This window comes from Bdellovibrionales bacterium, assembly GCA_018266295.1.
Lineage (GTDB): Bacteria > Bdellovibrionota > Bdellovibrionia > Bdellovibrionales > Bdellovibrionaceae > JACMRP01.
Genome location: JAFEAQ010000011.1, coordinates 294,439 through 317,417, shown reverse-complemented (window position 1 = coordinate 317,417; position 22,979 = coordinate 294,439). Strand labels below are relative to the sequence as shown.

General features: G+C 49.2%; 24 protein-coding genes. 7 read left to right on the top strand and 17 right to left on the bottom strand.

The annotated features are described in order from the left end of the window. Window positions 1–14 precede the first annotated feature (14 nt). From JSU04_10275 to JSU04_10230, 10 genes are all read right to left on the bottom strand, one after another. Window positions 15–1,880 carry a DUF3488 domain-containing transglutaminase family protein gene (locus tag JSU04_10275; GenBank protein MBS1970685.1) on the bottom strand — a complete coding sequence of 622 codons (1,866 nt, stop codon included), beginning with the start codon at window positions 1,878–1,880 and terminating at the stop codon, window positions 15–17. Further along, window positions 1,877–2,710: a DUF58 domain-containing protein gene (locus JSU04_10270; GenBank protein ID MBS1970684.1), complete on the bottom strand. Its 834-nt coding sequence runs from the start codon at window positions 2,708–2,710 to the stop codon at window positions 1,877–1,879. Before JSU04_10270 ends, JSU04_10275 begins: the two co-directional genes overlap by 4 nt. Window positions 2,711–2,741: 31 nt before the next feature. After that, window positions 2,742–3,650, bottom strand: a complete 909-nt coding sequence (locus tag JSU04_10265; GenBank protein ID MBS1970683.1) for an AAA family ATPase — start codon at window positions 3,648–3,650, stop codon at window positions 2,742–2,744. Window positions 3,651–3,652: 2 nt separating this feature from the next. Next, window positions 3,653–3,943, bottom strand: coding sequence for a DUF962 domain-containing protein (locus JSU04_10260; GenBank protein MBS1970682.1), 291 nt, complete (start codon window positions 3,941–3,943; stop codon window positions 3,653–3,655). Window positions 3,944–4,007: 64 nt separating this feature from the next. After that, window positions 4,008–4,793, bottom strand: a complete 786-nt coding sequence (locus JSU04_10255) for a hypothetical protein (GenBank protein MBS1970681.1) — start codon at window positions 4,791–4,793, stop codon at window positions 4,008–4,010. Between the two features lie 171 nt (window positions 4,794–4,964). Further along, window positions 4,965–5,393, bottom strand: a complete 429-nt coding sequence (locus JSU04_10250) for a hypothetical protein (protein ID MBS1970680.1) — start codon at window positions 5,391–5,393, stop codon at window positions 4,965–4,967. Continuing rightward, window positions 5,393–6,271: a hypothetical protein gene (locus tag JSU04_10245; protein ID MBS1970679.1), complete on the bottom strand. Its 879-nt coding sequence runs from the start codon at window positions 6,269–6,271 to the stop codon at window positions 5,393–5,395. The genes JSU04_10250 and JSU04_10245 overlap by 1 nt, the downstream gene beginning before the upstream one ends. A gap of 72 nt (window positions 6,272–6,343) precedes the next feature. Continuing rightward, on the bottom strand, window positions 6,344–6,847 hold the full coding sequence (gene queF / locus JSU04_10240; protein ID MBS1970678.1) for a preQ(1) synthase: 504 nt from the start codon (window positions 6,845–6,847) through the stop codon (window positions 6,344–6,346). Window positions 6,848–6,869: 22 nt separating this feature from the next. Beyond that, on the bottom strand, window positions 6,870–7,577 hold the full coding sequence (locus tag JSU04_10235) for a hypothetical protein (GenBank protein MBS1970677.1): 708 nt from the start codon (window positions 7,575–7,577) through the stop codon (window positions 6,870–6,872). Between the two features lie 164 nt (window positions 7,578–7,741). After that, window positions 7,742–8,221, bottom strand: coding sequence for a nuclear transport factor 2 family protein (locus JSU04_10230; GenBank protein ID MBS1970676.1), 480 nt, complete (start codon window positions 8,219–8,221; stop codon window positions 7,742–7,744). Between the two features lie 206 nt (window positions 8,222–8,427). Here JSU04_10230 and JSU04_10225 point away from each other — a divergent pair, with 206 nt between their 5' ends. Together JSU04_10225 and JSU04_10220 are read left to right on the top strand one after the other, a co-directional pair. Beyond that, window positions 8,428–8,679 (top strand): hypothetical protein, encoded by a 252-nt coding sequence (locus tag JSU04_10225; protein ID MBS1970675.1) that lies wholly within the window; start codon window positions 8,428–8,430, stop codon window positions 8,677–8,679. A gap of 109 nt (window positions 8,680–8,788) precedes the next feature. Then, on the top strand, window positions 8,789–9,961 hold the full coding sequence (locus JSU04_10220) for an MFS transporter (GenBank protein ID MBS1970674.1): 1,173 nt from the start codon (window positions 8,789–8,791) through the stop codon (window positions 9,959–9,961). Here JSU04_10220 and JSU04_10215 read toward each other — a convergent pair. Next, a complete protein-coding gene (locus JSU04_10215) occupies window positions 9,958–10,158 on the bottom strand; it encodes a hypothetical protein (protein MBS1970673.1) in 201 nt (66 codons plus the stop codon). The two genes, JSU04_10220 and JSU04_10215, sit on opposite strands and share 4 nt — an antisense overlap. A gap of 86 nt (window positions 10,159–10,244) precedes the next feature. Between JSU04_10215 and JSU04_10210 the strand changes: the two genes are divergently transcribed. Together JSU04_10210 and JSU04_10205 are read left to right on the top strand one after the other, a co-directional pair. Further along, a complete protein-coding gene (locus JSU04_10210) occupies window positions 10,245–10,838 on the top strand; it encodes an RlmE family RNA methyltransferase (GenBank protein MBS1970672.1) in 594 nt (197 codons plus the stop codon). Further along, window positions 10,835–11,551: an RNA pseudouridine synthase gene (locus tag JSU04_10205; GenBank protein ID MBS1970671.1), complete on the top strand. Its 717-nt coding sequence runs from the start codon at window positions 10,835–10,837 to the stop codon at window positions 11,549–11,551. The genes JSU04_10210 and JSU04_10205 overlap by 4 nt, the downstream gene beginning before the upstream one ends. 219 nt (window positions 11,552–11,770) lie before the next feature. On the opposite strand, the gene JSU04_10200 is transcribed toward JSU04_10205, so the two are convergent. Beyond that, window positions 11,771–12,250, bottom strand: a complete 480-nt coding sequence (locus JSU04_10200) for a GNAT family N-acetyltransferase (GenBank protein MBS1970670.1) — start codon at window positions 12,248–12,250, stop codon at window positions 11,771–11,773. A 140-nt stretch (window positions 12,251–12,390) separates the two neighbouring features. Here JSU04_10200 and JSU04_10195 point away from each other — a divergent pair, with 140 nt between their 5' ends. After that, window positions 12,391–14,235, top strand: coding sequence for a methyl-accepting chemotaxis protein (locus tag JSU04_10195; protein ID MBS1970669.1), 1,845 nt, complete (start codon window positions 12,391–12,393; stop codon window positions 14,233–14,235). 13 nt (window positions 14,236–14,248) lie between these two features. On the opposite strand, the gene JSU04_10190 is transcribed toward JSU04_10195, so the two are convergent. The 3 genes from JSU04_10190 to JSU04_10180 are packed head-to-tail and all read right to left on the bottom strand — an operon-like array spanning window position 14,249 to window position 18,122. Next, on the bottom strand, window positions 14,249–15,748 hold the full coding sequence (locus tag JSU04_10190; protein MBS1970668.1) for a c-type cytochrome: 1,500 nt from the start codon (window positions 15,746–15,748) through the stop codon (window positions 14,249–14,251). 13 nt (window positions 15,749–15,761) lie between these two features. Beyond that, a complete protein-coding gene (locus tag JSU04_10185; protein MBS1970667.1) occupies window positions 15,762–16,841 on the bottom strand; it encodes an iron-regulated protein A precursor in 1,080 nt (359 codons plus the stop codon). 48 nt (window positions 16,842–16,889) lie between these two features. Next, on the bottom strand, window positions 16,890–18,122 hold the full coding sequence (locus tag JSU04_10180; GenBank protein MBS1970666.1) for a hypothetical protein: 1,233 nt from the start codon (window positions 18,120–18,122) through the stop codon (window positions 16,890–16,892). A 134-nt stretch (window positions 18,123–18,256) separates the two neighbouring features. Here JSU04_10180 and JSU04_10175 point away from each other — a divergent pair, with 134 nt between their 5' ends. Both JSU04_10175 and JSU04_10170 read left to right on the top strand, forming a co-directional pair. Then, window positions 18,257–19,462, top strand: a complete 1,206-nt coding sequence (locus JSU04_10175) for a hypothetical protein (GenBank protein ID MBS1970665.1) — start codon at window positions 18,257–18,259, stop codon at window positions 19,460–19,462. Window positions 19,463–19,529: 67 nt separating this feature from the next. After that, on the top strand, window positions 19,530–20,780 hold the full coding sequence (locus JSU04_10170; protein MBS1970664.1) for a phosphatidylserine/phosphatidylglycerophosphate/cardiolipin synthase family protein: 1,251 nt from the start codon (window positions 19,530–19,532) through the stop codon (window positions 20,778–20,780). Window positions 20,781–20,796: 16 nt separating this feature from the next. On the opposite strand, the gene JSU04_10165 is transcribed toward JSU04_10170, so the two are convergent. Both JSU04_10165 and JSU04_10160 read right to left on the bottom strand, forming a co-directional pair. Next, a complete protein-coding gene (locus tag JSU04_10165) occupies window positions 20,797–21,831 on the bottom strand; it encodes a S8 family serine peptidase (protein MBS1970663.1) in 1,035 nt (344 codons plus the stop codon). A 91-nt stretch (window positions 21,832–21,922) separates the two neighbouring features. Further along, window positions 21,923–22,897, bottom strand: coding sequence for a hypothetical protein (locus tag JSU04_10160; GenBank protein MBS1970662.1), 975 nt, complete (start codon window positions 22,895–22,897; stop codon window positions 21,923–21,925). Window positions 22,898–22,979: the final 82 nt, after the last annotated feature.

Genomic DNA, 22,979 nt, shown 5'->3' with positions numbered 1-22,979 from the left:
AAAATCCGGGTTTTTTATTTGAGGCCTTTCAAAATCTGGCGCACATCTTTGGCGGAAAGTTTCGGTGTGCCGGTGGCATACTGACTGGTTTCATAAACAGCGAGTAACTTTTCAAGGTTTTCGTGCAGATCTGGCCGCGATTGCTCCCAGCGATTTACAAACTGCCTCAGAGTTTCCGAAGATTCGCGATATAAGTTCGTGCGTGCGGCTTTTTTCTCAAGCTCGTCGAGCAACCATTCGGCATAGGTGCGGCGGTCGCGGCGATAGAAGGATTGGAAAAGGAATAAGCCAATCAGCAAAACGCCGGCACCAAGAACCCAGAAGCGGTATTCCGCGAAGATTTCTTTTTGCTTTTCGAGATTGAAATCAATCAAGAACAAAACCAATTCATAATTGAGGCTCTCGATACTTTGTAAAACCGTCTCACGGGCTTGAATCCACCAGGCCTCGCGGGTCTTTAAATAGTCCTGGGCTTTGTTTTGACCGATCCACTCTTCCGGGAGGTCTTCAAACATCACACCACCAAGCTCGAGGCGCTCAGGAGCGACAGCACTTGTTGGGTCGACGCGCACCCATTTGCCTTCTTCGTTCAAGTACTCAGTCCATGCATGAGCATCGGATTGACTGAACTTCCAGAATCGGCCGTAAGTGTTGTACTCGCCTCCTTGATAACCGGTCACCACACGGGCAGGAACGCCGGCAAGCCTCAGCAAGGTTGCAAAAGTCGCGGCATAGTGTTCGCAGTAGCCTTTCTTGCCTTCAAAAAGAAAAGCATCCAGAGAAGAGCTCGCAGTTCCTGGAGATTTGGTGTAAGTGAACTTTTGGTCCTTGAAATAGGCGAGGATCTTTTCGCTGATGGCTTCGCGATGAGGAGAGCCTGCGATAAACTCTTTTACAAGTTCTTGAATTCTGACGCTTACTTGTGGGACCTGCAAATCAGATTTTTCTGCTTTCGCTATACCTGAATCATCGCCAATACGGCCTTGATAGGTTAGGCGCTCATAGATCGGTGCAACACTTTCATAATACTGACCGCGTTTTAAAACAAAGGGCGTGCGCGCGGTTTGAATGCCGCTGGTGGGTTCCCAAACAAAAAGCCAGCGCTTGCCCTGCGGTTCCAGGGCGACCTCATAGTCGGCTCTTGGCAGTCTTTCGAAAACGCGCTCAATTGTCGGGACGGTCGGCTTCATCCAGCGCAAACCGTCTGATAGAGTCAGAACCTGGCCGCGCCAGTACTGATCATGCGGGCGGTATTTCTTGTCGCCGATAAATTGCACACGGAAGGCAACTTCTTTGGAATTTTGAATGCGTGAAATGCTGCCTGGATTTAAATCATCCGAAAAGCCGGTGGATCCCTGAGTCGACGTGAGGCCTTGCAAGCCAAAAGGATTCTGCACGCGTGGGAAAAACAAGAATAAAAACAGAGCCAGCGGCAGGGATTTTAAAAACACCGATGAATATTTGATTTCGCGGCCTTGAGCGCTCCACAAGAAGAAGAAGCACGCGATACCGCCAACGAGTGACGGCGCTTCGATCGAGAACAAGAACAGTGCCGAGATCAGCACGAAGCCTAAGAGAAATAAAAACTTCTGATCACGCAGTGTCCGCTCTTCAAGAAGTTTGAGGCTTGTTAGAATAATCAGGAAACTTGAAGATGCATCCTGGCCGAAGATGGTCTTGTAGCGAAACCAAAGAATTGACAGAAAGACCATCACAAGAGCATTGATAAACCAGCGCGGTGGCTTTTGCATATGCCACAATTCGATCGAGCTTTTCCAGGCAAGAAAAAACAAACAGACCGAAAGAACCCAGGATTCAACCTCGAGCCCCACCATAAAGATACCGATGCCAAGTCCGATCAGCAGGCGCCATGAATTCATAAGAGCGCCCTCAGGCATTCACTGCGGTGCTGAGGTCCGCGTGAATAGCCAATATAACGAGTCGGAAGTTCCAAGGCATATTCAAAGTTATTTTTTTCCGCGAGATCAAGCCAAAGGCTCAACTGTGATTTTTTATCAGCATCTGAAGTCTGCGCACAGTCTTCCCAGCGTAGAGTGAGTTTTCGCGATGTGTGCGGATCGTATTCTTTCACCATGAGTTCTTGAACGCGCGCGGTGACCTTCCAGTCAATGCTCCGAGGCGAGTCGCTTTCTTGGTATTCGCGATGACCTTTGAAATCATCCAGATTCAAACTCTCTGCATTGCGCGAGGTATAGGCCGCAGCCGGAAATTGCAGGGAACCGCGGCGAGCCGGGAAGACACAAACCGAAATCTCGAGTTGGTGCTTCTTCCAGCTGCGCGAAAAGTGATAAGGAAAGTCCGACGAGATGCTTAAGCGCGGAAGTTTATAAATTCCGGGCTCTTTCATAAAAAGTGGCACGCCGACATCACGGCGTTCTCCAGCCCGAAGGCGCTCGAGCTCAAGAACAGATTCTTTCGACAGCGAAAATTGCAGATTCTGCAGATCCTCCTGCGTCGGATTGTGAAGTGCTAAACGAAGGCGGCCGGTTTCATCGGCAAAAAAGTCTTCAGCTGAGCTCTGCGCGATTTGCACTTTGTCAGTGGTGCGATTGGTAAGAATAAGGCTCTGGCTACCAAGCGCCACCATGAAGAAGCACAAGAAATAAACCGCATTGTTGGTACTGGCAAAACCAATTCCAAAGAGCAACAGGCAAACGAAACCAAAGGCGACTCCGTACAGAGTCGGCATGATGTAGGTCTTTTCGTGTTTTTCCCTGAATCTAGGCGAGGACCGCAACTTCGCGAAGTAGTTCATGGGCAAGCCCCCGTCCTTTGGCGACGCCTTCGATGCTTCCTAAGCGATGAGCAAGAACCTCGATGGCGATTTTTTGAATATCATCCGGCAATACATGATCGCGTTTATCCAAGAACGCGCAAGCACGGCCGGCCTTCGCAAGCGCCATCCCGGCGCGAATAGACAACGGCACGTGGCCTTTTTGACGGCTCTTCTGTAGCAAAGCACTGATATAAGCAGCGACTTTCTCAGACACATGCACTTCGCTCACAGCTTTTTGGATGCCGATGACATCCTGAGCGCTTAAAACCGCTTTCACGGACTTTAGTTTTTCACGCGCATCCATGCCTTGGATGATTTTCATCTCGGCTTGGGGATTGGCGTGTGAAAGTTCAAGGCTCATTAAAAAACGATCGAGCTGGCTCTCCGGCAAAGGCGAGGTCCCGATCTGCGAGCGCGGATTTTGCGTCGCAATCAAGCAGAAGGGCTCCGGCAGGGGATAGTGCTCTCCGTCCAGAGTGACTTCGCTTTCTTCCATCGCTTGCAGTAAAGCACTCTGCGTGCGGGGATTGGCGCGGTTGAGTTCATCCGCTAATACCAGCTGCGCAAATACAGGGCCTTTGTGAAAACTAAAATCTTTTTTATCGTTATCGTAAACCATATTGCCCAGCACATCGGCCGGCAAAAGGTCGTTAGTGAATTGCACGCGAGAACTCTGCAGGCCCATCAGGCGCGACAGCAACTGAACCAGCGTGGTTTTGCCAACCCCAGGAACGTCTTCAATCAGCAAATGCCCTTGAGCCAGAATGCAGATCACGGATTTTTCAATCTCGGCATTTTTATCCAGCAGAATTTGCGAGGCCTCATTGATAACGTGATGAATTTTATCTTGCATGACTATTTCAATTTCCCGAAAAGCATGAGGTAGAACATTTTAAAATCTCCCATCAAGCTCCAGAGCGGATGCTTGAAGGTCGCAGGGCGGTTTTTTTCGATAATGAAATGACCGACCCAGGCGAAGCCATAACCCATCACCGGTACGATCCAGAGGAGATTCCACTGCTGAGTGACGACGGCATAGATAAGGATTAAGTGAACCAACGAGGTGCCGATAAAATGCAGCTTACGATTGGTTGGGTTTGAATGCTCTTGAAGATAAAATGGCCAAAATTCTGCAAAGCTTTTCATAGAATTAAGCTTAGAGCCTATCCGAGAATTAAACAAACCCTGAATGAAAATAAAAGGGCTTAAGCTACTTTTGTGCGACTCTTGTATTGTTGTTACGCTTTGCGTTTGCTGAAGCCGGGTCACAAGGACCGAACTTACGAATAGCCGCCATGATCTTTTTCGCTTTTTGCGAACGACCACGGGGACGGAGAACTTCCCAATAAGATGCCGAGCTAAAGAGATTCTCTCCACGACCGGCCGTTTGATCGCAAACCATGGCAACGCCGCAAGCAAGACTGCGCTCGGCATTCAAGGAATCGTTTTGACGGCAGCCAGAAGAGTATTTTTGCTCTTTGCCTTTATGCAATTGCAAGAGACCTGCAGCCGTTCCGTTCGGACCCGGAGCTTTCTCGCGGAAGTTACAAGAACTTTCATAGTGAGTCATCGCCGCCATAATCAAAACATACAGAGCCTTTTTATCAAGCGGATCCATGTTTTTGAAATTCGGGCAATAGTTCTTAATATCACGAGGGCCTTGGTTTAAGAGGGGAGCGCAGCGCTCCTTTTCGATTTCACGGGTAATAACGGTGCCCCATTTATTGAGCTCGCCATTTTCTTTTGCCGCGAAATTATCGCACTTTTCTGCGTAGTTGAATTTATCAGAGATGATCTCAATATCGAGAACGCCGTCAGTAATAACGCTCATATTCTGGGTAAAGCGCATAAGCGCATCCATAGGAGAGTCGCCATTTTGGCAGTCGATACACTCGCTTCCGAGGTTTGATTCTACACGATAGCCATTGCCTTGGAGCTCAGCCCAAGACTGACTAACGAGAATCAATGAAATGACAAATGCAGACCACTTCTTCATAGGGTTCCTATCTATGTAAGTATTACAAAGCAAACGGGATGCCGCTCGGAATGGGGCTTAGATCAAAATGAAACGGGTCTGCGTGTGCACGAGGTGTACACGGATTAGCAAAAAAGGGCTGTCTCAATATGAGACAGCCCTTCGTGGATTTAATATGGATTGAATTTCTGCTTAGTTATCGCCTGCCAGAGAAGAGACGGCAGCATCTCTCATGGGCTCCATCACGTTCTTGCGGTCCACCGGGTGGAGGCTCTCGGCCGCTTTTTCGAAGACGGCTTTGTTCTTGATGAACACCGGCAGAATGATTTCGATGGCATGGTTTGATGGGTCGTGGAGAGAAGCCAGGAGACAAGCGCGCTCCATTTGGAGAGCCAACTCTTCAGTGAGAGTGTCTTTCTTCAAGAGCTCTACCGTAGAGTCCAAGTCATCGAAGATTTCATCGATCTTTAGCGGCTTGCCCTCAGCCAATCTGTTCACATCGCCTCTAATATCAGCAACCGTATAGGTCGCTAATTTTTTCTCGGCTTCAGCGACAGTTTTAAATCCTGCGAAAGCAGAAGAAGAGATCAGAAATGCAAAAACTAAAGTGAGTTTTTTCATCAGAGGTTTTCCTTTACCATCACGCCAACGAGCTGATAATTTTTGCTGGCTCTGCCTGCCAAGTCGTTGCGGAGAATTGAATTCGGTGCACTAAAGTCGCTAATGTAATCCGGGTCACTGCCAACACCGGTTTTGATCTCGATGTGACCGCCGTTTCTACCACCTTTATAAATCAGGATCGCACCCTTCGGAGCCGACGCAGGATTTTTGATCAAGCCTTTGGTTTCAGGATGCGTCAGCAAGTTTGTAAATCCGTATCTTTCAAGAGTCGTAATGGCGCTTGAGTTGCTTGTAGAAACGCGGCTGCCTGAAGGATAAGAAGACACCATAGAGCCCGGAGCACATTTTGAAGTAGAGGTGCCTTGGACGGTTTTCTTATCGAGACCACAAAGGGCCCCTTTTACGAAACGATAACAGCGTTTATGCGAAGTCGAGTATTTGTTGCGTTTAGCAACCTCCAGCATCTTTGCGACTTGCGGAGAGTTGCTGTAAGCGGCGATCTTAGGGAATTGGCTCCAAGAGCTATCGACTTTCCCCTTCGGGTATTCAGGCTCTTTCTCAGCATTGCAAGTGATACATTCCACTTGCTTTCTTTGTGATTGAGATTTTTTTGCCGCTGTTTTTTTATTTTGATTCATTCCTGCTTTAGCGACGGCTTCGTTGTCGGTGAGATTCTTCGGCTTTGGATGGCTGGTATTACAAGTCAGACATGGCGGTTCTGCTTCAGTGACTGATTTAGCTTTCTTCACGGGTTTTGCGTTCGGATCATCGAAGTTAGAGAAATCGGGTTCTATATCTTGTGCAAAGGCGACCGGTTTTCCAATGAAGAGGAAAAGCAGAGCGCTAGCCGTAATGAATAACATCTTGGTGCAGGACATGTTGTACACATCGGTGTCCTGCAGGGAGTCTTAAGGCTAGAATTGGCTGTTTACTGGGCCTAAGGCTTGAACTTAGTACAGTTTTGAAAGTTCCATGCTGTATTTGCCAGGAGCGTACCCAGCAAGGCGGTTCTCGTAAAGGGAACGGAACGTTTTCTCTTTATTCGCGTAGCTCGCAAAAGGATAGATCGCAATACCGCCACGTGGAGTGAACTCACCGATGACTTCGATGTACTTTGGCTTCATCAGTTTCACGAGGTCGTCGCAGATTTTCTGAACGCAGTCTTCGTGGAAGTCGCCATGATTACGGTAGCTAAAGAGATACAGCTTCAAAGATTTAGATTCGACCATCTTTTCATCAGCGATGTAGTTGATGAAGATCTTCGCAAAATCAGGCTGGCCGGTTTTAGGGCAGAGGCTTGTGAACTCCGTGCAGACGAAGCTCGTCCAAGCAACTTTACCAGGATTCTTATTATCAAAGGCTTCCAAAAGCTCTGGAGAATACGTTTGTGGGTACTCCGTTTTGTCTGATCCGAGGGAGAAGTTTTTCAGTTCTTTTTGGCGCGTTTTAGTCATAGCAAATCCTGGTTTTAAGTATCTAGTTTGTACAGCCAGGCATCTTTTTGGTCAACGCAGAGATTTGCGCAATCTTGTTGGTTTTACCGTCGGTGCGGATCACGGCCCAATAAACCCCTTTAGAGAGGGTAATGCGGTTTCTGTTGCGGACTTGGAGGGCTAGAATTTTCACTCCGCACTGGAGGTTTTTATAGGGGTCTAAGATGGTTTTGCGAGGATCCGCAGGATCAAGGTGTTTGTCGGCGTTCCAGTCGAACTGATCACAGAATTCGTAGTTGCGGCCATCTTGATAAGAAAGCTGCATCAAACCTTCGCTATACACCGGTTTGCCCGTGACTGGATCCGTGCCCATCGTGGTTTCGCGCATACGGCTTGTGGGATCAAAGCTGCTTTCGTACTTCACGATGCCAGAAACTAAAAGGCCCCAGAAGTTGACTCTTTCATTGGTGGTGAGGCTAAAGTAGCGCGGGCAAAAGAGAGTGACATCGTCAGCGCCTTGGATCAGCTCCGGCGCTTGTTGTTGGATCAGCTCGAAAAGATAATTCGTCCAATCTTTGCCGTCGCTCTTTTGGCTTTCCCAGGCCAGGGGATACGCATCATAACCGGGAAGGACATTATATTTTGCGGGTTCTTGATTTGGGTTTGGGCTTTCCTGTTTATTGGCGCAGCTGATATTCGCCGTGAGCAGTAAAAAAACTCCGAGAGTCGCCAGTGTGGTTTTCAGATTCATTCATCCCCCTTACAGGGGGGATTTGCAGCAAACACGGTGCTCAGCAGACTTGCGTCGAGGCAGTCCGCAAGTGATGGGAATGACTCAGAAAAAAATTCGGCAAAGACCCGTTTGTTGGCGTCTTTGCCGACGTAATTTTGACGATGTCAGAATTTTGACGACGTTTAGTTTAAAACGCGTTTCAGACCGCGGAACAAATAACCTAAAAGCGGCAGCTGCTCATAAATCTCTTCAGAGAGATCGAAGTAATCGCGATGGTATTCGCAGAGGCCGCTGGCATCGAATTTCAAATGCGAAGTTCCTTGAACCGAGAACTCACGGCCCATAAATCGTGCGGTCATCACCCAGGTGACAAAGGCTTGCTTGTCTTCCTCCATGATGTTTTCAAAAACAAAGCGCACGTCGCTCAAGCGCGACAGTGTGTGCTCATAATATTTTTGAATTTCGGCCGCTGTATAAATCTCGGTGAACGGATCTTTAAAGAAAGCATCGCGCGAATAATGGTGCGGGACGTTTTTTAAATTGCGGGTTGTCGGATGGGCGAGCCACTCCAGAAGATTGTTGAGATGTCGTGATGTTTTTGGCAGCGGAATTTTAGGGACGCTGCGGGCTTTGCGTGTCTGTGGGGTTTGAGTTGTTTCCATAAGAATCCTCCTGATAGCAGCATTTTCAGAAAAACAGATGGCAGAGTCGAATGATGTTCTCGTCATAAACTGAGACAGAAAATGTGTCCTTCTGAGATGGAATGACTGCTCTATCCAGAAAATAAATCAGATTCGTATTATTACGATATGGAGCTGTAATGTTATCTGGCCTTTAGGACGAAGAGCTTGCTGTGTGAGGAGATTTTATGAAAACAGCTCAGTTGATGGCTGCGATCGTTGCGTTAGGGCTTTGCTTTGCGACCCCGGCAACTTATGCGGCTAATAAAAAGAAGACAGCAAAGCACGCGAAAGCCGATGGCCGTAAGCCAGCGGCGGCAAGCAAAGGCTTCAAAGTAAAGATCAGCGGTGATTACACCCGTGTGATCGACGACGAGAAGGGCATCGTCTGCTATTTTGCAAAGCAGGGCGGCGGAAGCTGCGTGAACTTGCCTCGATAGGTTGATTCGCTGACTTTTCCATGTTTTGATCTTTGACATGATCAAAGATAAAAAAGTCTTTAGCTGGGCCCTGTATGACTGGGCCAATAGTGCTTATGCGACCACAGTGATGGCGGGATTCTTCCCGCTCTTCTTCCAAAAATACTGGAGCGCAGGGGCTGACTCTACACTCACCACCAATCGTTTAGGAACGGCGATCTCGGTTTCTAGTCTCGTGATTGCGATGCTGAGTCCCATCCTTGGGGCTGTCGCAGATTTGCGATCTCACAAAAAACTTTATCTTTTTCTGTTTATGCTCCTCGGCGTGGTAAGTTGCGGCTGGCTTTACTTTATCGGCCAAGGCGACTGGTGGCCGGCGATTCTTGCGTATGGCATCTCGATGATGGCCTTTAACGCGAGCTGCGTTTTCTATGATTCGCTCCTGCCTTACGTGGCAGAGGGCCGTAAACTCGATTACGCCTCTTCGGTGGGTTATGCCCTTGGTTACCTGGGCGGCGGGATTTTGTTTTTAATCAACGTGATCATGCTCCTTTTCCCAGAGAAGTTCGGGTTTGAAGGCAAAGAGGGGGCTGTGAAGTTTTCTTTCCTAACGGTGAGTGTGTGGTGGTTCATCTTTACTTTCCCACTCATGAAAAATGTGCCAGAGCCGCGCTCAGAATTTAAAGGCTCTTTCGGTCAAATGATGAGCCTGAGTTTCGCAAGCTTGTTGCGCACGATGAAGGATCTCGTTCGCCACAAAAATCTTTTCTATTTCGTACTATCATACTGGCTCTTTATCGACGGCGTTTACACGGTGATGACGATGGCGGTGGATTATGGTGTGGCGATTGGCCTTGGCGCGCAGAATCTGATGATTGCGTTGCTGATCACTCAGTTCGTGGGATTCCCCTGCGCATGGGCTTTCGGTACGGTTACACATCGCTTTGGCCTCCGTAAGCCGATCTTGATGTGCGTGGGAGCCTATGCAATCACGGTGGTTCTTGCGACTCAGATGAGCAAAGACTGGCACTTCTATGTGCTGGCGATTTTCATCGGCATGTTCCAAGGGGGCATGCAGTCTTTAAGCCGCAGCTTCTTTGCGCAAATGATCCCGCGCGAATCCAGCGGCGAGTACTTTGGACTTTTCAATTTGGTGGGTAAGTTTGCTTCGATCTTGGGTCCACTCATTGTTGGTTGGACGGTGTACCTGACAGGTGAGCACCGCTACGGCATGATGGGCCTTTTGGTGCTGTTCCTAGCTGGCGGGGCCCTTCTGTGGAAGGTCCGCGAGCTCGATGCCTAGTTTTTAGGAGTTTCTTCTTTGGAAGACTCTTCTTCGGAGGCTTTGCTATCCTGGGGCGGGGACTCAACGTGCTCGCGCATAACCTCGTGGGCTTTCTTGCCGGTGATGCCGACCCATTCTGGTAAGAAAATCGCGATGAACACGAAGATCATCGTACAAACCAGAAAAAACAGACCCATCACCAGTGCGATTTCCATGAGAACCCCTTGATAATTCTTACATTTGGGAGAATAGCCCTAAAGGGTGCTTTTTTCAACCCGGGGAGTCTGATATAGTGCGCGCCATGACTTACAACCCCCGAGATCATTACTTTAAGAAGGCCAAAGAAGAGAATTACGCGGCCCGCTCAGTCTTCAAGCTCGAAGAAATCGACAAGAAGTACAAAATCTTTAAACCAAATCAGGTGGTTTTGGATCTCGGGGCCTCTCCAGGGTCCTGGTCTCAGTATGCTTCGCAAAAAGTCGGTGCCGGCGGCAAAGTCCTCGGTGTGGATTTAAAACCTGTGACAGTGAAGCTCAAAAACGCGGTCTTTATCCAAGCCGATCTTTATGATCTGAAGCTTGAGGATATTTTCAAAGAGCACGGTTTTCAGCCGCCGTTTGAAATCGTGATGTCAGATATGGCCCCCAACACCACCGGCCATCGTTTCACGGATCAGGCGCGCTCCATGGCTCTTTGTGAGCTTGCGTTGGACGTGGCTCGCAGATTCTTGAAGCCGGGCGGACACTTTGTATGCAAGCTTTTCCATAGTGATGAGTTCGGCAAACTTCGTGATGAAATTAAAAAAGATTTCCAAAAATTCGAAGCCGTGAAGCCAGACAGCACGCGCAAGATTTCAAAAGAGATCTTCCTCGTCGGGCTGAATAAAAAATCATGAAATTAGAAATCGTTTTTCAAAACGAAAACTTCGTGGTGCTGGATAAGCCTGCGATGGTGCTGACGACTCCGAGCCGCGAAGGCGCGCGCGATGAGCGGGAGTGTTTGGGCTTAGCATTGCAAAACCAGATGGGCGAGCAGATCTTTCCGGTGCATCGTTTGGATTTTGAAGTGTCGGGCTTGGTGATGTTTGCGCGGAATGCAAAGGCTCACGCGATCGCCAACGCCTGGTTTGAACACAAGAGCGTCTTCAAAGTTTATCAGGCTTTCACGAGCGATCAAAACTTTGATCATATTCCAGCCAACGTAAAAAACGACCGCAAAGCTTTGTCGTTGAATTCAGGGGATCGGTTTCTGTGGAAAAGCCGTCTTTTGCGCGGCAAGCGCCGTGCTTACGATCACGCCACTGGAAAACCGAGCGAGACAGAGGCGATTTACTTAGGTCCTGTCGCAGCGGCGGCGGGCGAAGGCGGCAAGCCTGCGAGCAGCGAGTGGCTTCGCTGGGAGTTGCATCCTCTGACGGGACGCCCGCATCAGCTTCGTTATGAACTGAGCTCGCATGGGTTCCCGATTGTTGGCGACGATCTCTATGGCTCAAAATTGAAGTTCCCAAAACCAGGCATCGCCCTGCGAGCAGTGAAGATCGATTTCACAAAAAGCCCTGACGCCAAAAAACTAGGACTCCCTGCAACGATCGAAGTCGGCCCGCTATAGCTGGCATAAAGCTCCGAGAAGAAATCAAAACACACGAATAATAAACCAAAGCCCCTGCGGAAGTGACCGAATAAGTAAGTTTATATGTTCTCAGTGCCTCCCTCTGAATAGGGTCAACTTATAGGTTGACCTTATTCAGAGGGGGCCGCTATCTCACGCTAAGACTTACCGCTCGCACGGGCCGCTTTTCTGCGGAAGCCCAGCCGCGGCCCGCCAGCCCTAACTCTGAGCAAAGCCGCGAAGCTTGTCGCCGGTCAGACGATACATGGTCCACTCATCCATCGGGCCCGCGCCGATGCTGACGTAAAAATCAATGGCGGGTTTGTTCCAGTCGAGGACGGACCACTCAAGGCGGCCGCAGCCGCGCTCGACGGCGATTTGGGCGAGGTGCTTTAGTAGGCCTTTGCCGATGCCGTGGCCGCGAAGGTCTGGCAGCACAAAAAGATCTTCGAGGTAAATTCCGGGGCGCCCCAGGAAGGTCGAAAAGTTATGAAAGAAAAGGGCAAAGCCCGCAGGTTTGTCATTCCATTCGGCGATTACAACTTCCGCCTTTGGTTGCGGGCCAAAAAGGTTTTCGCGCAAAAGCTCCGGTGTCGCCACCACTTCGTGAGAGAGCTTTTCGTACTCGGCCAAACCTTTGATAAATTCAAGAATCAAACTGCAATCTGTAGTTTCGGCTTTTCTAATTTTTAATGACATACGAGGGATTGTTTACCACGTTCGGTCCTCACGAGTCATCGTCTCATTCTCAGACATTGACAGAAATTTATCCGGCCCTTCACTGAAGCTTTGCAGCGCAAAATCCGAATAAACAGAGGTCCTTTTAACAAGGGGAGTTCATGTCTAGCAAAATGTCGATTCAGATGCAGATGGCCCTGCCGATCGTTTTGATCGCCTCTGCCGCCATGGGATTCAACGCGTACATCAACACTAAAAACAGCCGCGAAAAATCATTGAGCGATGCTGAAACCATTACGGAAAAAGCAGCCGTCGCCAGCGCCAACGAAATTCGCATTGATCTTGAACATGCGTTCACGGTGGCTCGCTCATTTGCGATCATTGAAGAGGCAGAAAAAGCCAATGGCATTGCTCATCGTGAAGAGATGAACTTGGACCTCCGCGAAACGTTAATTCGTAATAAAACTCTGATTGGCACATGGACAGGTTGGGAGCCAAACGCCTACGACGGAAAAGATGCGAGTTATGCAAACACTCCGGGTCACGATGCCACCGGCCGTTTTGTGCCGTACTGGAGTTATGATAAAGAAGGGAAACCTTCACTCGCGGCCCTTGTTGATTACGAAAAGCCGGGTGACGGCGACTTCTACGTTGTTCCTCGCCAGCGAAAAAAAGAAACCATGGTCGAGCCATATAAGTATCCTGTGAACGGCCAAATGGTGTTGATGTCTTCGGCGGTTGTGCCGATTTTCTACCAAGGCCAGTTTGTCGGCGTTGCCGGTGTGGATTTTCCACTGCTGAAAGTGAAAGATCAAATAGCCAAAATCAAACCGTACTCTGAGAGCGAAGCTTATCTGATCTCAACCAACGGGAATTATGTCGTTCATCCCAATGAAGATTTGATCACCAAGCCTGCGAAGTTCAGCTTCAGCCAGGATGAGATCATGAAATCCATTCAAGAGGGTAAAGAGTTCTCTGTTAGTGGTAAAGATCCAGAGAGCTCCACGGATTATCACTACGTGGTTGTGCCCGTGAAGTTAGCAGAGTCAGAACAGAACTGGGGTCTTGTGATCCGCACTCCAACCTCGGCGATTCTTGCAGAAGCGAACAAGGCAACGGTGTTCCAAGTCACAGTGTCTGTGGTTTGTCTGGTTCTTCTTTTGGGAACTGTGATGCTGGTATCTCGCCGTATTGCAAATCAAGTCAGCGCTCTTTCAAAGAAGCTCAGTCAGTCTTCAAACACAGTGACCGAGGCCATCCAGCAGCTCTCGACGGCCGGGCAGTCTTTGTCAGAGTCGTCAACAGCCTCTGCCGCTTCGCTTGAAGAAACCGTGGCGTCTCTTGAGGAGCTCAGTTCCATGGTGAAAATGAACGCGGCCAATGCGAAAGAAGCCGCGTCACTTTCAAAGCAGTCTTCTGATGCCGCTCAAAAAGGTGAAAACGAGATTCAGCAGCTCATGACTTCAATGGCTGAAATCACCGAGTCTTCACATAAGATCGAGGAAATTATTAACGTCATCGACGATATTGCCTTCCAGACGAACTTGCTGGCACTCAACGCGGCGGTTGAAGCCGCACGTGCCGGCGAGCAAGGGAAAGGCTTTGCCGTTGTCGCCGACGCCGTTCGTGCCCTCGCACAAAAGAGTGCTGTGGCTGCGAAAGATATCAGCGACCTCATCAAGGACAGCGTTGTAAAGGTTGAGCATGGCTCACAGAAAGCCAATGACAGCGGCACCGTGCTTAAGAGCATCGTGTCTTCCGTCAAGAAGGTGGCAGACCTCAACGACGAGATCGCCACAGCGAGCGAAGAGCAATCGCACGGCATCGGTCAGATCAGCAGTGCGATGAATCAGCTGGATTCGTCGGTGCAATCAAACGCGGCCTCTTCCGAGCAGATTGCAAGCACGTCCGATGAGATCCATAATCAGTCAGTGTTGATGGAAAACGTGGTCAAAGACCTGAATCAAGTGGTCTACGGCCAAGGGGAAATAAAAAAAGCGGCCTAAGCCGCTTTTTCTTTTAGAGCGACTTTAAGAAAGCCACTAGAGCATCGCGATTGTCTTGCGACAGGTTCACGAATTTATTCTTCGAGTATTCACCTTCGCCACCGTGCCAGAGGATTGCTTCCTCCAGCGTGCGAGCGCGGCCGTCATGCAAGAAACCAGCGCGTGGGTTGATGGTCTGAGTTTGCCCAATCCCCCAAAGCGGGCGAGTTTTCCATTGGCGGCCAGTGGCATCGAAATCACGGCGACCATCGGCAAGTCCGTCGCCCATATCATGCAAAAGCATATCCGTGAACGGATAGATCTTCTGATTCGCAAGAGCCACGATCTTGTGATTGCCGGTTGTGAAGCTTGGCTGATGGCAGCTTGTGCAACTGACATCGGCAAAGAGTTGACCACCACGCTGAACGATTTCGCTTTCAGTGTCACGGCGTCCAGGAACAGCCAGCGTGCGTGAGTAGAAAACCAACGCATCGGCAACTTCGTTAGTGGCTTCAATTTTTAGAGTTCCAAGCTTTTGTTTGAAAGCATCAAAGAGCGGAGTATTGAAAATGCTTTCGATCGGGAAAGCATAGTTCGTGACACCGATGTCGCCTTGAAGTGCCCCCAAAGATTGATGGAACACGCTAGGTGTATTGTTTTTTAAACCAAATCGGCCGAGGCTCACCGGATAAGGATTGCCAGCCATTTGTTTTTCAATGTCTAAAACGTAGTTTGGCTTTCCATGCACGCCTTCGTTTGAAAGATCACGGGCAGCCAAAGCCAGGATGTCAGATTCATTGATCGCTTCAAGTAAACCCAAACCGATCATCGGTGTGCCCATCCGAGCGCCGGTGCGAACATCGGCCTCATAGATACGGCTGCGTTTTGCGCCGGTGTACTGGTCCACCACCATGTCGTAAGGATTTTCAATACGGAAGATCGGGCGGCGAAGCTCAACCGCGCGGCCATCTGGATAAGTGAACGTGAACTTTTCATAGTTCATAAACACTTGAGCCTGGCCAACGCCCGGAAGATCCTCACGCAGACCGTATGAGCCTAAATGAAACAGCTGCGTCGAAAAACCAGGAACCGCTTTTGGAGCGCCCCAGTGATTCGTCGCTGTTTTTTGCTGAGTCGCTTCGGAGCCGTCTTCAATACTGATACGCAAGAAGACAGATTCATTTTGCATCAGTTGCACCCAAGTGTTGCCACCTGGTACCACCGGCAAAGCGCCGCGGCCGTCTTTTGCGTGGCATGAAGCACAGCTCGTGTTGTTAAACACCGGGCCTAAGCCATAATTAAAATTAGAAGGGTCGTCAGAAAAGTTTCTCTCGAATTGAGCATCGCCATCGACGTGGCGAGCGACTTCATCAGCAGTCAGATTAGCAGCGGGCTGGTTGAAGGACTGAATCGATTGTCCCTTAAAATAAACCGTGGTGTCGCCGCCAAGGGCTTTGACGGAAACGAAGTCCGGCATTGTCTGTGACAACGCCGGAATAGAAATGAACAAGCTGAGGAAGACGAGTCTTCTCATATTTTCTCCGTTACTATTGATCAAGAAGAGGTAAGACTTGGTCTTGCAACATCAAGTGCAATTCACCCAAAGCGGCGATGGCTGTATTTGTACGAGCGCGGCCTGCTGGATCAGAGATCGCTTGGCGGAAATCCATTTTGTTGGGGCCTGCAATATCCAAGATCAAAGCGATGCAAGAATCGATTTTCGCATCTACTTTTGCCGCCAAAGCGGGGTCGCGGTCGGCAACGAAGTCGCGGATGCCCGCACCTTGAGTGGTGCCATAAGCGCCAGTGTAGACACTCTTAATAGAGCGGATGTTGTAAGCGAAGTCTGTCAAAGAGTTCCAAGCAAACGGACTCTCAACCAACGCAGGGTTTGCGGCATGGATGTCGCCACCCATAGGATCAGATAATTTACCTGTGCCCACTTCATCAGCGATGCCCATCATACCGCGGATCAGCTCTTCAAGAACGGCGCGCTCAGAAGTGTAAACCGGGTTTCTCATATTTGGATTGCGGATGATTTCCATGTAGCCAGGGGCTGATGGATTTTCAGGATCGTAGTTGTTTGTCCAAGCAAAAGCCAAGCGGCCCGTGTATTCAGCCAAAAGCGTTGAAGTCGCTTGCAAGTACTGAAGTTGTTTCACGTTGAAAGCCGCAAGTGCTTTATTTGGACCGTTCACGCCATCGCCAAAGAGAAGATACTCAATCGTGTGGAAGCCTTGGACGTTTGTGCCCAAGCCGCGAACGAAATCAGGCGTCAAATTGCGGTTAGAAGCTAAAACGGCGTCCAAATCCAATTTGTTCAAAGGCCAAGTATCCATCATTGGGTCCAAACCCAAACCTTCTACGGGACCGAACAAGAAAGCTTCAGAAGCTTCCCAAGGAACGCGCGTGTCGCGCCAAGCTTGACGAGCCACTGCCAAGTTTTCTTCCGTTGGAGCTTGAGCAAAGGCATCTACTTTTGCTTTCAAATCAGCTGCGTGTGAAGCCAAGTCTTTGTAAGTTTGAGTGATGACGTTCACAGCGACGTTATTGATGATTTCCTGGTTAGATGCCGCATGAGCAGTCACGCCCGCGGATAATACCAATGCTACGATCCAGTTTTTCATTTTATTCTCCTCTGACAGAGTCAGGTTTTTTTATAAACGTTTTAAAAATTAATCTGTAAGCTGATCTAAATCGAAACCGAAAGCGATGCGCAGATTCGAAGTCTCTGGCAAGCCCACAAGCTGAGTTTTCTCTTTGCCGTACTGAACTTTGACGAAGCAGTACTGATCCCACCACTGAGAAAGACCGATAGAGTTTGTCTCCGAGTCATAGCGGGGATCGACGAAATTGTTACCGACAACATCTTCAAAAGTATTGACGTGTTCACGCTGAATGTAGACACCCAAGTCGTCCGTCAGCATGTAAGATAACTGAATTGTTTGCAAAGCGGCTCTCGAGCCCAAGTTCGGCTGCTTTGGTTTCACGACGTTGGCCATGTTGTTATTAGCAGCAGAAATCTTGTCCGCGTTCTCGAGTTGACCCCAGATGCCTTGACCCATGATACCCACGCGGCCAAAACGGTAGTTCACAATGGCAGATACCAAACCGACATGGGCCGGAACTGTGAGCTTGTCTTTTTTGTAACGATTGTTTTGGCTATCGCCGTAGTAACCGGCGATCGCCATCCCGTAAGCTTCTTTCACAGAGCCGTACTCGATATTAAGTAAGCCGGCAACGTCATCGGTGTTGGTGGATTCAAAACGACGCTGATAACCGTTGCCGATCCAAGTCGGTGAGTTATAGAACTCAGAATCCAAACCATTCACGATACCGGCACCAATTTTAATCGGACCAAAGCGCTTTTCAACTTGGACACCAAGCTCGGTCCAGCCTTCAGGAAGCATGCGAAGTTCAGCGTCAGAGGCATTCACCGCTAGACGGGATTTTGGACTCGTCAGGATGGAACCCAAAGAAATGAAAAGGGGAGCTTTACCGGCCTTCAATTCTACTTTGTTGTCGAAGTACTTTTCGTAATAGATCTCATGAAGAACAACTTCGCCGCCTCTTTCGATTTCGGTTTCAAATTCGCCAAATTCTTCGAAGTTATCAAACTCCATCGCGGAGCCCGCACCGCCGTGTTCAAATTCCACTTCAAATTCGATGGCCGAGGAATTTGTTAAATAAAGTTTCCCTTCCAAAGAGAACTCGGTAGGATCGATTTCACGTTTGGTATAGGGATTCAGGTTTTGCACCGTTTTGAAAGTGTCGTACTGACGAGCTGTGAAGTAACCGTAAGCGGTGTATTCGAAGTAAGGATACTCTTGCGCTTGAGCCAAGGACGCAAAAGCCAGGGTGCTGAGCTGGATGCCGAAGAGTGTGGCGAATAGGACTAGAAATTTCATGGGATCTCCGTGATATCCCGGCGTTTCTAGGCCTCTGGGAACGCAATGTCAAAGCGGGCAACGTGAGGCATTCTAAGTGAAAATAGCCTACAAGCTGATTGAGAACTAACTGAGAATGGACTAGTTTAATTTACATGGTGAGATGGCTTTACCTCGATTTAAATTCTTTCTTCGCTTCGTGCGAGCAGCAGGAAAATCCTGAACTGCGAGGAAAGCCCGTGGCCGTCGTTCCGATGATGGCAAACACAACGGCGGTTTTGGCCGCAAGTTATGAGGCGAAGGCCAAAGGAATAAAGACGGGGACACTCGTGGGTGACGCCAAAAAGATGTGCCCGGGCTTGCAACTCGTGAAATCGCGCCACCGTACTTATATTGAATACCACCACAAAGTTCGCGAGGTGCTTGAAAGCTGCGTGCCGATCCATTCGGTGTGCTCTGTGGACGAGTTTGCCTGCGAACTGACAGGCTCTCAGCAGAATGTTGATGTGGCGACAGCTCTTGCGATGAAGATTAAGCAGGAAATCCGCGAGCGTGTGGGCGAGTGCTTGACCTCGTCGATCGGCCTTGCGCCAAATATGCTGCTTGGAAAAATGGCAAGCGACATGCAAAAGCCCGACGGTTTTGTCGTCCTTAAAAAAGAAGAGCTCGCGGAACGCCTGGGAGCTTTGAAACTCCGGGACATTCCAGGAGTGGGCGCAAAGATGGAATCCCGCCTAAATGCCAAGGGTGTGACGTCGATGCCGCAGCTTTTGGCGATGAACGAACGCCAGATGCACGGCCTGTGGGGGAGTCTTGTCGGGAGCCGCTATTACTATCTTCTGCGCGGCGAGAACCTGCTGGTTCCGCGTAATAAAAGCCAAAGTATCAGTCATCAGCACGTGCTACCGCCAGACACTCGCAACTGGCAGGGGGCTTTCGGTATTTGCCAGAAGCTGCTTTCAAAAACCGCCGTGCGCCTGCGTAAAGAGAACTTTCTAACAAAGCGAATGAGTGTGTCGGTGAAGTTCATGAATCATCACGAGCGCTTTGAGCGCTCAGTGAAGCTCGATGAGACTCAGGATACGGCATTACTTATGTCTCACCTGACGAAGATGTTTAAAGAAATGCCGAAGACCTATAAGCCGTTCATGGTTTCGGTGGTTTTGTCTGATTTTAGAAAAGCTGAAAATCATCAGTTTTCGTTCTTTGAGAACACCAAGCGTGAGCAGCTCTTTGGTGTGGTTGATAAGATCAACGAAAAATTCGGCAAGGACACTGTGTACCTTGCCGTGCTTCAGGATAAGATCGATGCAGCTCCGTCAGCAATTGCCTTCTCGCGCATTCCGGAGCTCGAGGAATAGTCTTGGATGGCTCCGGCCTTGCAGCTTTAGTTTGAGAATCTCTCTTTCGAGGTTATTGAGGAATAGAATGTCATGGCTTAAACAGCTACGTGACAATTTTGCGCGCCCTTTTCTTTTGATAGCAGGTCTATTGCTGGCGGCGATTTCGAGCCGTGCAGATGCTCCCGTATGCTCCTCGGTATTCCATGAAAATCCGCAGAGTCTTGAGGCCGGTTATATGTATATGGGCGACAGCATTCGTCCTCACTTAGTGGCTATCCTAGAGCGCTCCCAAGAATCCATCGATATGGAAATGTCCTTGGCTCCGAATAAGGAACTTTTTGACCTCTTCCGCCGTAAACGTGAGCAAGGAGTGAAGATCCGAGTCGTTCTTGATAATCGCAGCGCCAATAAGTCTGAAAAGCATCGTGCGACCTGGGACGCAGTTCTCGCTGAGCTAAGATCTCTAGGTGTTGAATACGCGATTTCTGACAAAGAGGCCTTGATCAAGGCGCGAGGATTTCCGGGCGCGGTATTTCATCGCAAATTGATTTTGGTGGATAATAAATATTTTTATATCGGGAGTTCCAATTTCACTGTTTATGACATGAATCAGGAAATGGGTTACTTCGGCCCGACCAAGAATTCTGCTGATTTTAAAAAAGTTTTTGAAAGTGATTTCCATGCGGCTTTAGACTCCTGGCAGAACGAAGCTTACAAAGCTCGGAAAAACCCTGAGATCCAATTTAAAGATGATTCTGTAAAACTTGTGGGCCCAGGCACTCAGTATCCGGATTTGCGATCTCTATTGCTGCAGCAGATTGGGGCGGCTCAGCGCCAGATTTTGATTTCAGCGTATGAGGCGACGGATACCGGAATTTTAAAAACCCTCATCGATAAAAAGCGACAGTTTCCCGAGATCGATATTCGTGTCGTTTTATGTGTTGGTAAACTGCCGGTACGGCTGTGGGGGAAAAATTTTGAAATTCCAAAAAATGCACGCTTTCTCGATGCTCTGATGAAAGCCGGGATCGACGTTCGTGTTTACGGTAACGAAACCCAGTACAATCACTCTCGCTTTGGCTTATTTGATGACGTCGTCTATGGCAGTAGTGCCGATTTTGTCCAGAGAAGCTTTCAGGGGAGTGTTGATCTGGGTTTTATCGCAAAGGATCACGATCTTGCAAATCTCAGCAGGCGTAATTTTGATGCTTTGTGGGATGTGAGCCGTTACAAAGAAGAAGTGACCATCAGAGACCGCCTGATTGACGGTTTCTTTTTGATGGCCGAGAGAATTAATTATTTTTTCTTACAGATTAAATTGTTAGCCGCAGGCTAGAAGAGCCGCCGGGGCCTTAGTGCATTTTTGGATTTTGCACGATGCGCTTAAAAGGCAGCTCTTCGGCGCCAGGGTCCTCGGAGTCCGGATCAAGCTTGGAGGAGAAGTCTTGATCGGTTGAGCTATTGAGGACCCCAGCACCGAAGGCTCCGAGGCCGGCCCCCTTCATGACAAGGGAGCGGTATGCATTCAAAGTCGTTTCATATTTAGTCTTCCCGACGAGGAAGCTGTTATCAGAACCTGTGGATGTGATCTGCTGGATGATGCTCTCAGGGGTTTTGTAACCTTGGGCCATCAAAAGCACCGCAGTGCCGGTGACAAAGGCCGTGGCCTGCGAGGTCCCGGTCATCGTCCCGAATTTCCCCCCTGGAAGTGTAGAGACGATGTTTTTGCCGGGTGCTGCGATGTCTACTGTGCTTACGCCGAAGTTGCTGGAAGGAAGTATCTTGCGGTTTTCATCGACGGCCGTGACAGAGATGATGTTTGGGAGCCCGTAGTCGGCAGGATAGAAACCATTGATGTCGGAATTAGTGCGTTCATTACCTGCTGCTGCGACGATGAGGATTCCTTTTTGTTGGGCTTCGCGAATGGCGAGCTCCTCGTCGGGATACTTGGTGGTGCCACCTCCTGAGTAGTTAATAATCTTTGCCTTCATTTTAATGGCGTAGCGGATCGCCTTTACAGTATTGGTCAGATTGTCTTCACCACTAGCGTTGGGGTCGTAGTATTTCAGAACCATGATACCAGTTTTGGGTGCCACACTTTCGATGATCCCAGCCACGTGAGTACCGTGGCCGTGATTGTCCGAGAGATCGTTGTTATTGCCGGCAAAGTTCCAGCCGTGAACGTCGTCAATAAAACCGTTTCCATCATCATCAACGCCGTTGCTGGCTTTGTCGCGGCCGCTGGCATCGACACCGGTTTCACCGGGGTTCGTCCATAAGTTTTCGCGGAGAACCTGGTGATGAGTGTCCAGTCCGGTGTCGATCACAGCGACAAGGATCTCTTTGCTGCCTTGACTGAGAGGCCAAGCGAGGAATGCCTCCGTCATTTGCAGACTGTAGTTGAGCACCTCCTTAGGTGAGGAATTTGCATAACTGGTTGTAGAGAGTGAAGAGAGGACTAAAGCGGCTAACTTAAATTTACTGAGTGACATCGAGGGGCCCCGGAAGTTTGTATGAAACTCTCTGGACTTTGTTTCCTTGTGAAAACTTCACTTGATCCAGATACTTTGATCCATCGGCACGGGCCTTGTGCCGGAATTCATAAACTGTCTTTGTAACTAATTTGTTTTTGCAGTGCTTTTCAGCAGTGGCAGTGTAGTTGTCGCTTGCGCCTTGGCGTTCAAACTTAAAGCGATCTTCGCAGAGGTCGCGGTTGGTAACTTTCACGACCCAGTCTTTCTCGGTATTGTAAACGATGAGCTCCTGGGTTTCGTTTGGATACTGCACCCGTGTTAAGTTGTGGAGCCCATCGTATTGATAGTCGAAAACATTCTTCCATGCATTACGTACGCGGACTAAATCCTGTCCGAGGTAGGTATATAGGACGCCTGGATTGTGGGGAGTGGTGATTTGCAGAATGCGCTTCTTGGTGGCGTCGGCTCTCACCAGGATCTCTGATGAGTTGTTGTAGCGGAGCTTACTCAAGAAGCCGGTGAGATCGTAGCTGAGATCCAGGCGGTCTCCGCTAGCATCGACGAGGCTCACTAATTTTCCATTTTTATTAAATTTTTGAAGAGATTTTTTCGAAGTCGTTCTGAGGTATTCTTGGTCGCGGTATTCGAGAGTTTCGTGGGAGGCGGATTTGTACAAGGTAGGTGTAATTTTTCGGAACTTTATCGGGGCATTCAGTCTACAATCTTGGAGGACAATTTCTTCGTTCTTCCTCCTGGTATCCAAGCTCTTCTCGAGGTCGGAGCACCACCCGAAGCCAAACAGTCCTTGATGCAAGGACCGGCTCGAGTAGGTCCGCCGTAGCTGGAAGACCCTCGAGCCTCGCTGGATCTCAAGATCGATCCAGGTCTTGTAGTAGCTCGCGTCTTTCATATTCACATCAGCATTTGCTTGGAGAGTTGTAGTGAGGAGAGGGAGTGTGAGGAGGAGAGCAGTCTTCATGCCTGACCTCATTGCAAGCACGGGGCCAGCATGAGGGGCCGATAAAATCGCGGCGAGATGTTACTCTCGCCGTGGTGTCAAT

Bases quoted from the DNA above. Each gene is read 5' to 3' on its own strand.
- JSU04_10275 (MBS1970685.1), bottom strand. From the start codon at position 1,880: ATGAATTCATGGCGCCTGCTGATCGGACTTGGCATCGGTATCTTTATG.
- JSU04_10270 (MBS1970684.1), bottom strand. From the start codon at position 2,710: ATGCCGACTCTGTACGGAGTCGCCTTTGGTTTCGTTTGCCTGTTGCTC.
- JSU04_10265 (MBS1970683.1), bottom strand. From the start codon at position 3,650: ATGCAAGATAAAATTCATCACGTTATCAATGAGGCCTCGCAAATTCTG.
- JSU04_10260 (MBS1970682.1), bottom strand. From the start codon at position 3,943: ATGAAAAGCTTTGCAGAATTTTGGCCATTTTATCTTCAAGAGCATTCA.
- JSU04_10255 (MBS1970681.1), bottom strand. From the start codon at position 4,793: ATGAAGAAGTGGTCTGCATTTGTCATTTCATTGATTCTCGTTAGTCAG.
- JSU04_10250 (MBS1970680.1), bottom strand. From the start codon at position 5,393: ATGAAAAAACTCACTTTAGTTTTTGCATTTCTGATCTCTTCTTCTGCT.
- JSU04_10245 (MBS1970679.1), bottom strand. From the start codon at position 6,271: ATGTCCTGCACCAAGATGTTATTCATTACGGCTAGCGCTCTGCTTTTC.
- queF (MBS1970678.1), bottom strand. From the start codon at position 6,847: ATGACTAAAACGCGCCAAAAAGAACTGAAAAACTTCTCCCTCGGATCA.
- JSU04_10235 (MBS1970677.1), bottom strand. From the start codon at position 7,577: ATGAATCTGAAAACCACACTGGCGACTCTCGGAGTTTTTTTACTGCTC.
- JSU04_10230 (MBS1970676.1), bottom strand. From the start codon at position 8,221: ATGGAAACAACTCAAACCCCACAGACACGCAAAGCCCGCAGCGTCCCT.
- JSU04_10225 (MBS1970675.1), top strand. From the start codon at position 8,428: ATGAAAACAGCTCAGTTGATGGCTGCGATCGTTGCGTTAGGGCTTTGC.
- JSU04_10220 (MBS1970674.1), top strand. From the start codon at position 8,789: ATGGCGGGATTCTTCCCGCTCTTCTTCCAAAAATACTGGAGCGCAGGG.
- JSU04_10215 (MBS1970673.1), bottom strand. From the start codon at position 10,158: ATGGAAATCGCACTGGTGATGGGTCTGTTTTTTCTGGTTTGTACGATG.
- JSU04_10210 (MBS1970672.1), top strand. From the start codon at position 10,245: ATGACTTACAACCCCCGAGATCATTACTTTAAGAAGGCCAAAGAAGAG.
- JSU04_10205 (MBS1970671.1), top strand. From the start codon at position 10,835: ATGAAATTAGAAATCGTTTTTCAAAACGAAAACTTCGTGGTGCTGGAT.
- JSU04_10200 (MBS1970670.1), bottom strand. From the start codon at position 12,250: ATGTCATTAAAAATTAGAAAAGCCGAAACTACAGATTGCAGTTTGATT.
- JSU04_10195 (MBS1970669.1), top strand. From the start codon at position 12,391: ATGTCTAGCAAAATGTCGATTCAGATGCAGATGGCCCTGCCGATCGTT.
- JSU04_10190 (MBS1970668.1), bottom strand. From the start codon at position 15,748: ATGAGAAGACTCGTCTTCCTCAGCTTGTTCATTTCTATTCCGGCGTTG.
- JSU04_10185 (MBS1970667.1), bottom strand. From the start codon at position 16,841: ATGAAAAACTGGATCGTAGCATTGGTATTATCCGCGGGCGTGACTGCT.
- JSU04_10180 (MBS1970666.1), bottom strand. From the start codon at position 18,122: ATGAAATTTCTAGTCCTATTCGCCACACTCTTCGGCATCCAGCTCAGC.
- JSU04_10175 (MBS1970665.1), top strand. From the start codon at position 18,257: ATGGTGAGATGGCTTTACCTCGATTTAAATTCTTTCTTCGCTTCGTGC.
- JSU04_10170 (MBS1970664.1), top strand. From the start codon at position 19,530: ATGTCATGGCTTAAACAGCTACGTGACAATTTTGCGCGCCCTTTTCTT.
- JSU04_10165 (MBS1970663.1), bottom strand. From the start codon at position 21,831: ATGACGGAGGCATTCCTCGCTTGGCCTCTCAGTCAAGGCAGCAAAGAG.
- JSU04_10160 (MBS1970662.1), bottom strand. From the start codon at position 22,897: ATGAAGACTGCTCTCCTCCTCACACTCCCTCTCCTCACTACAACTCTC.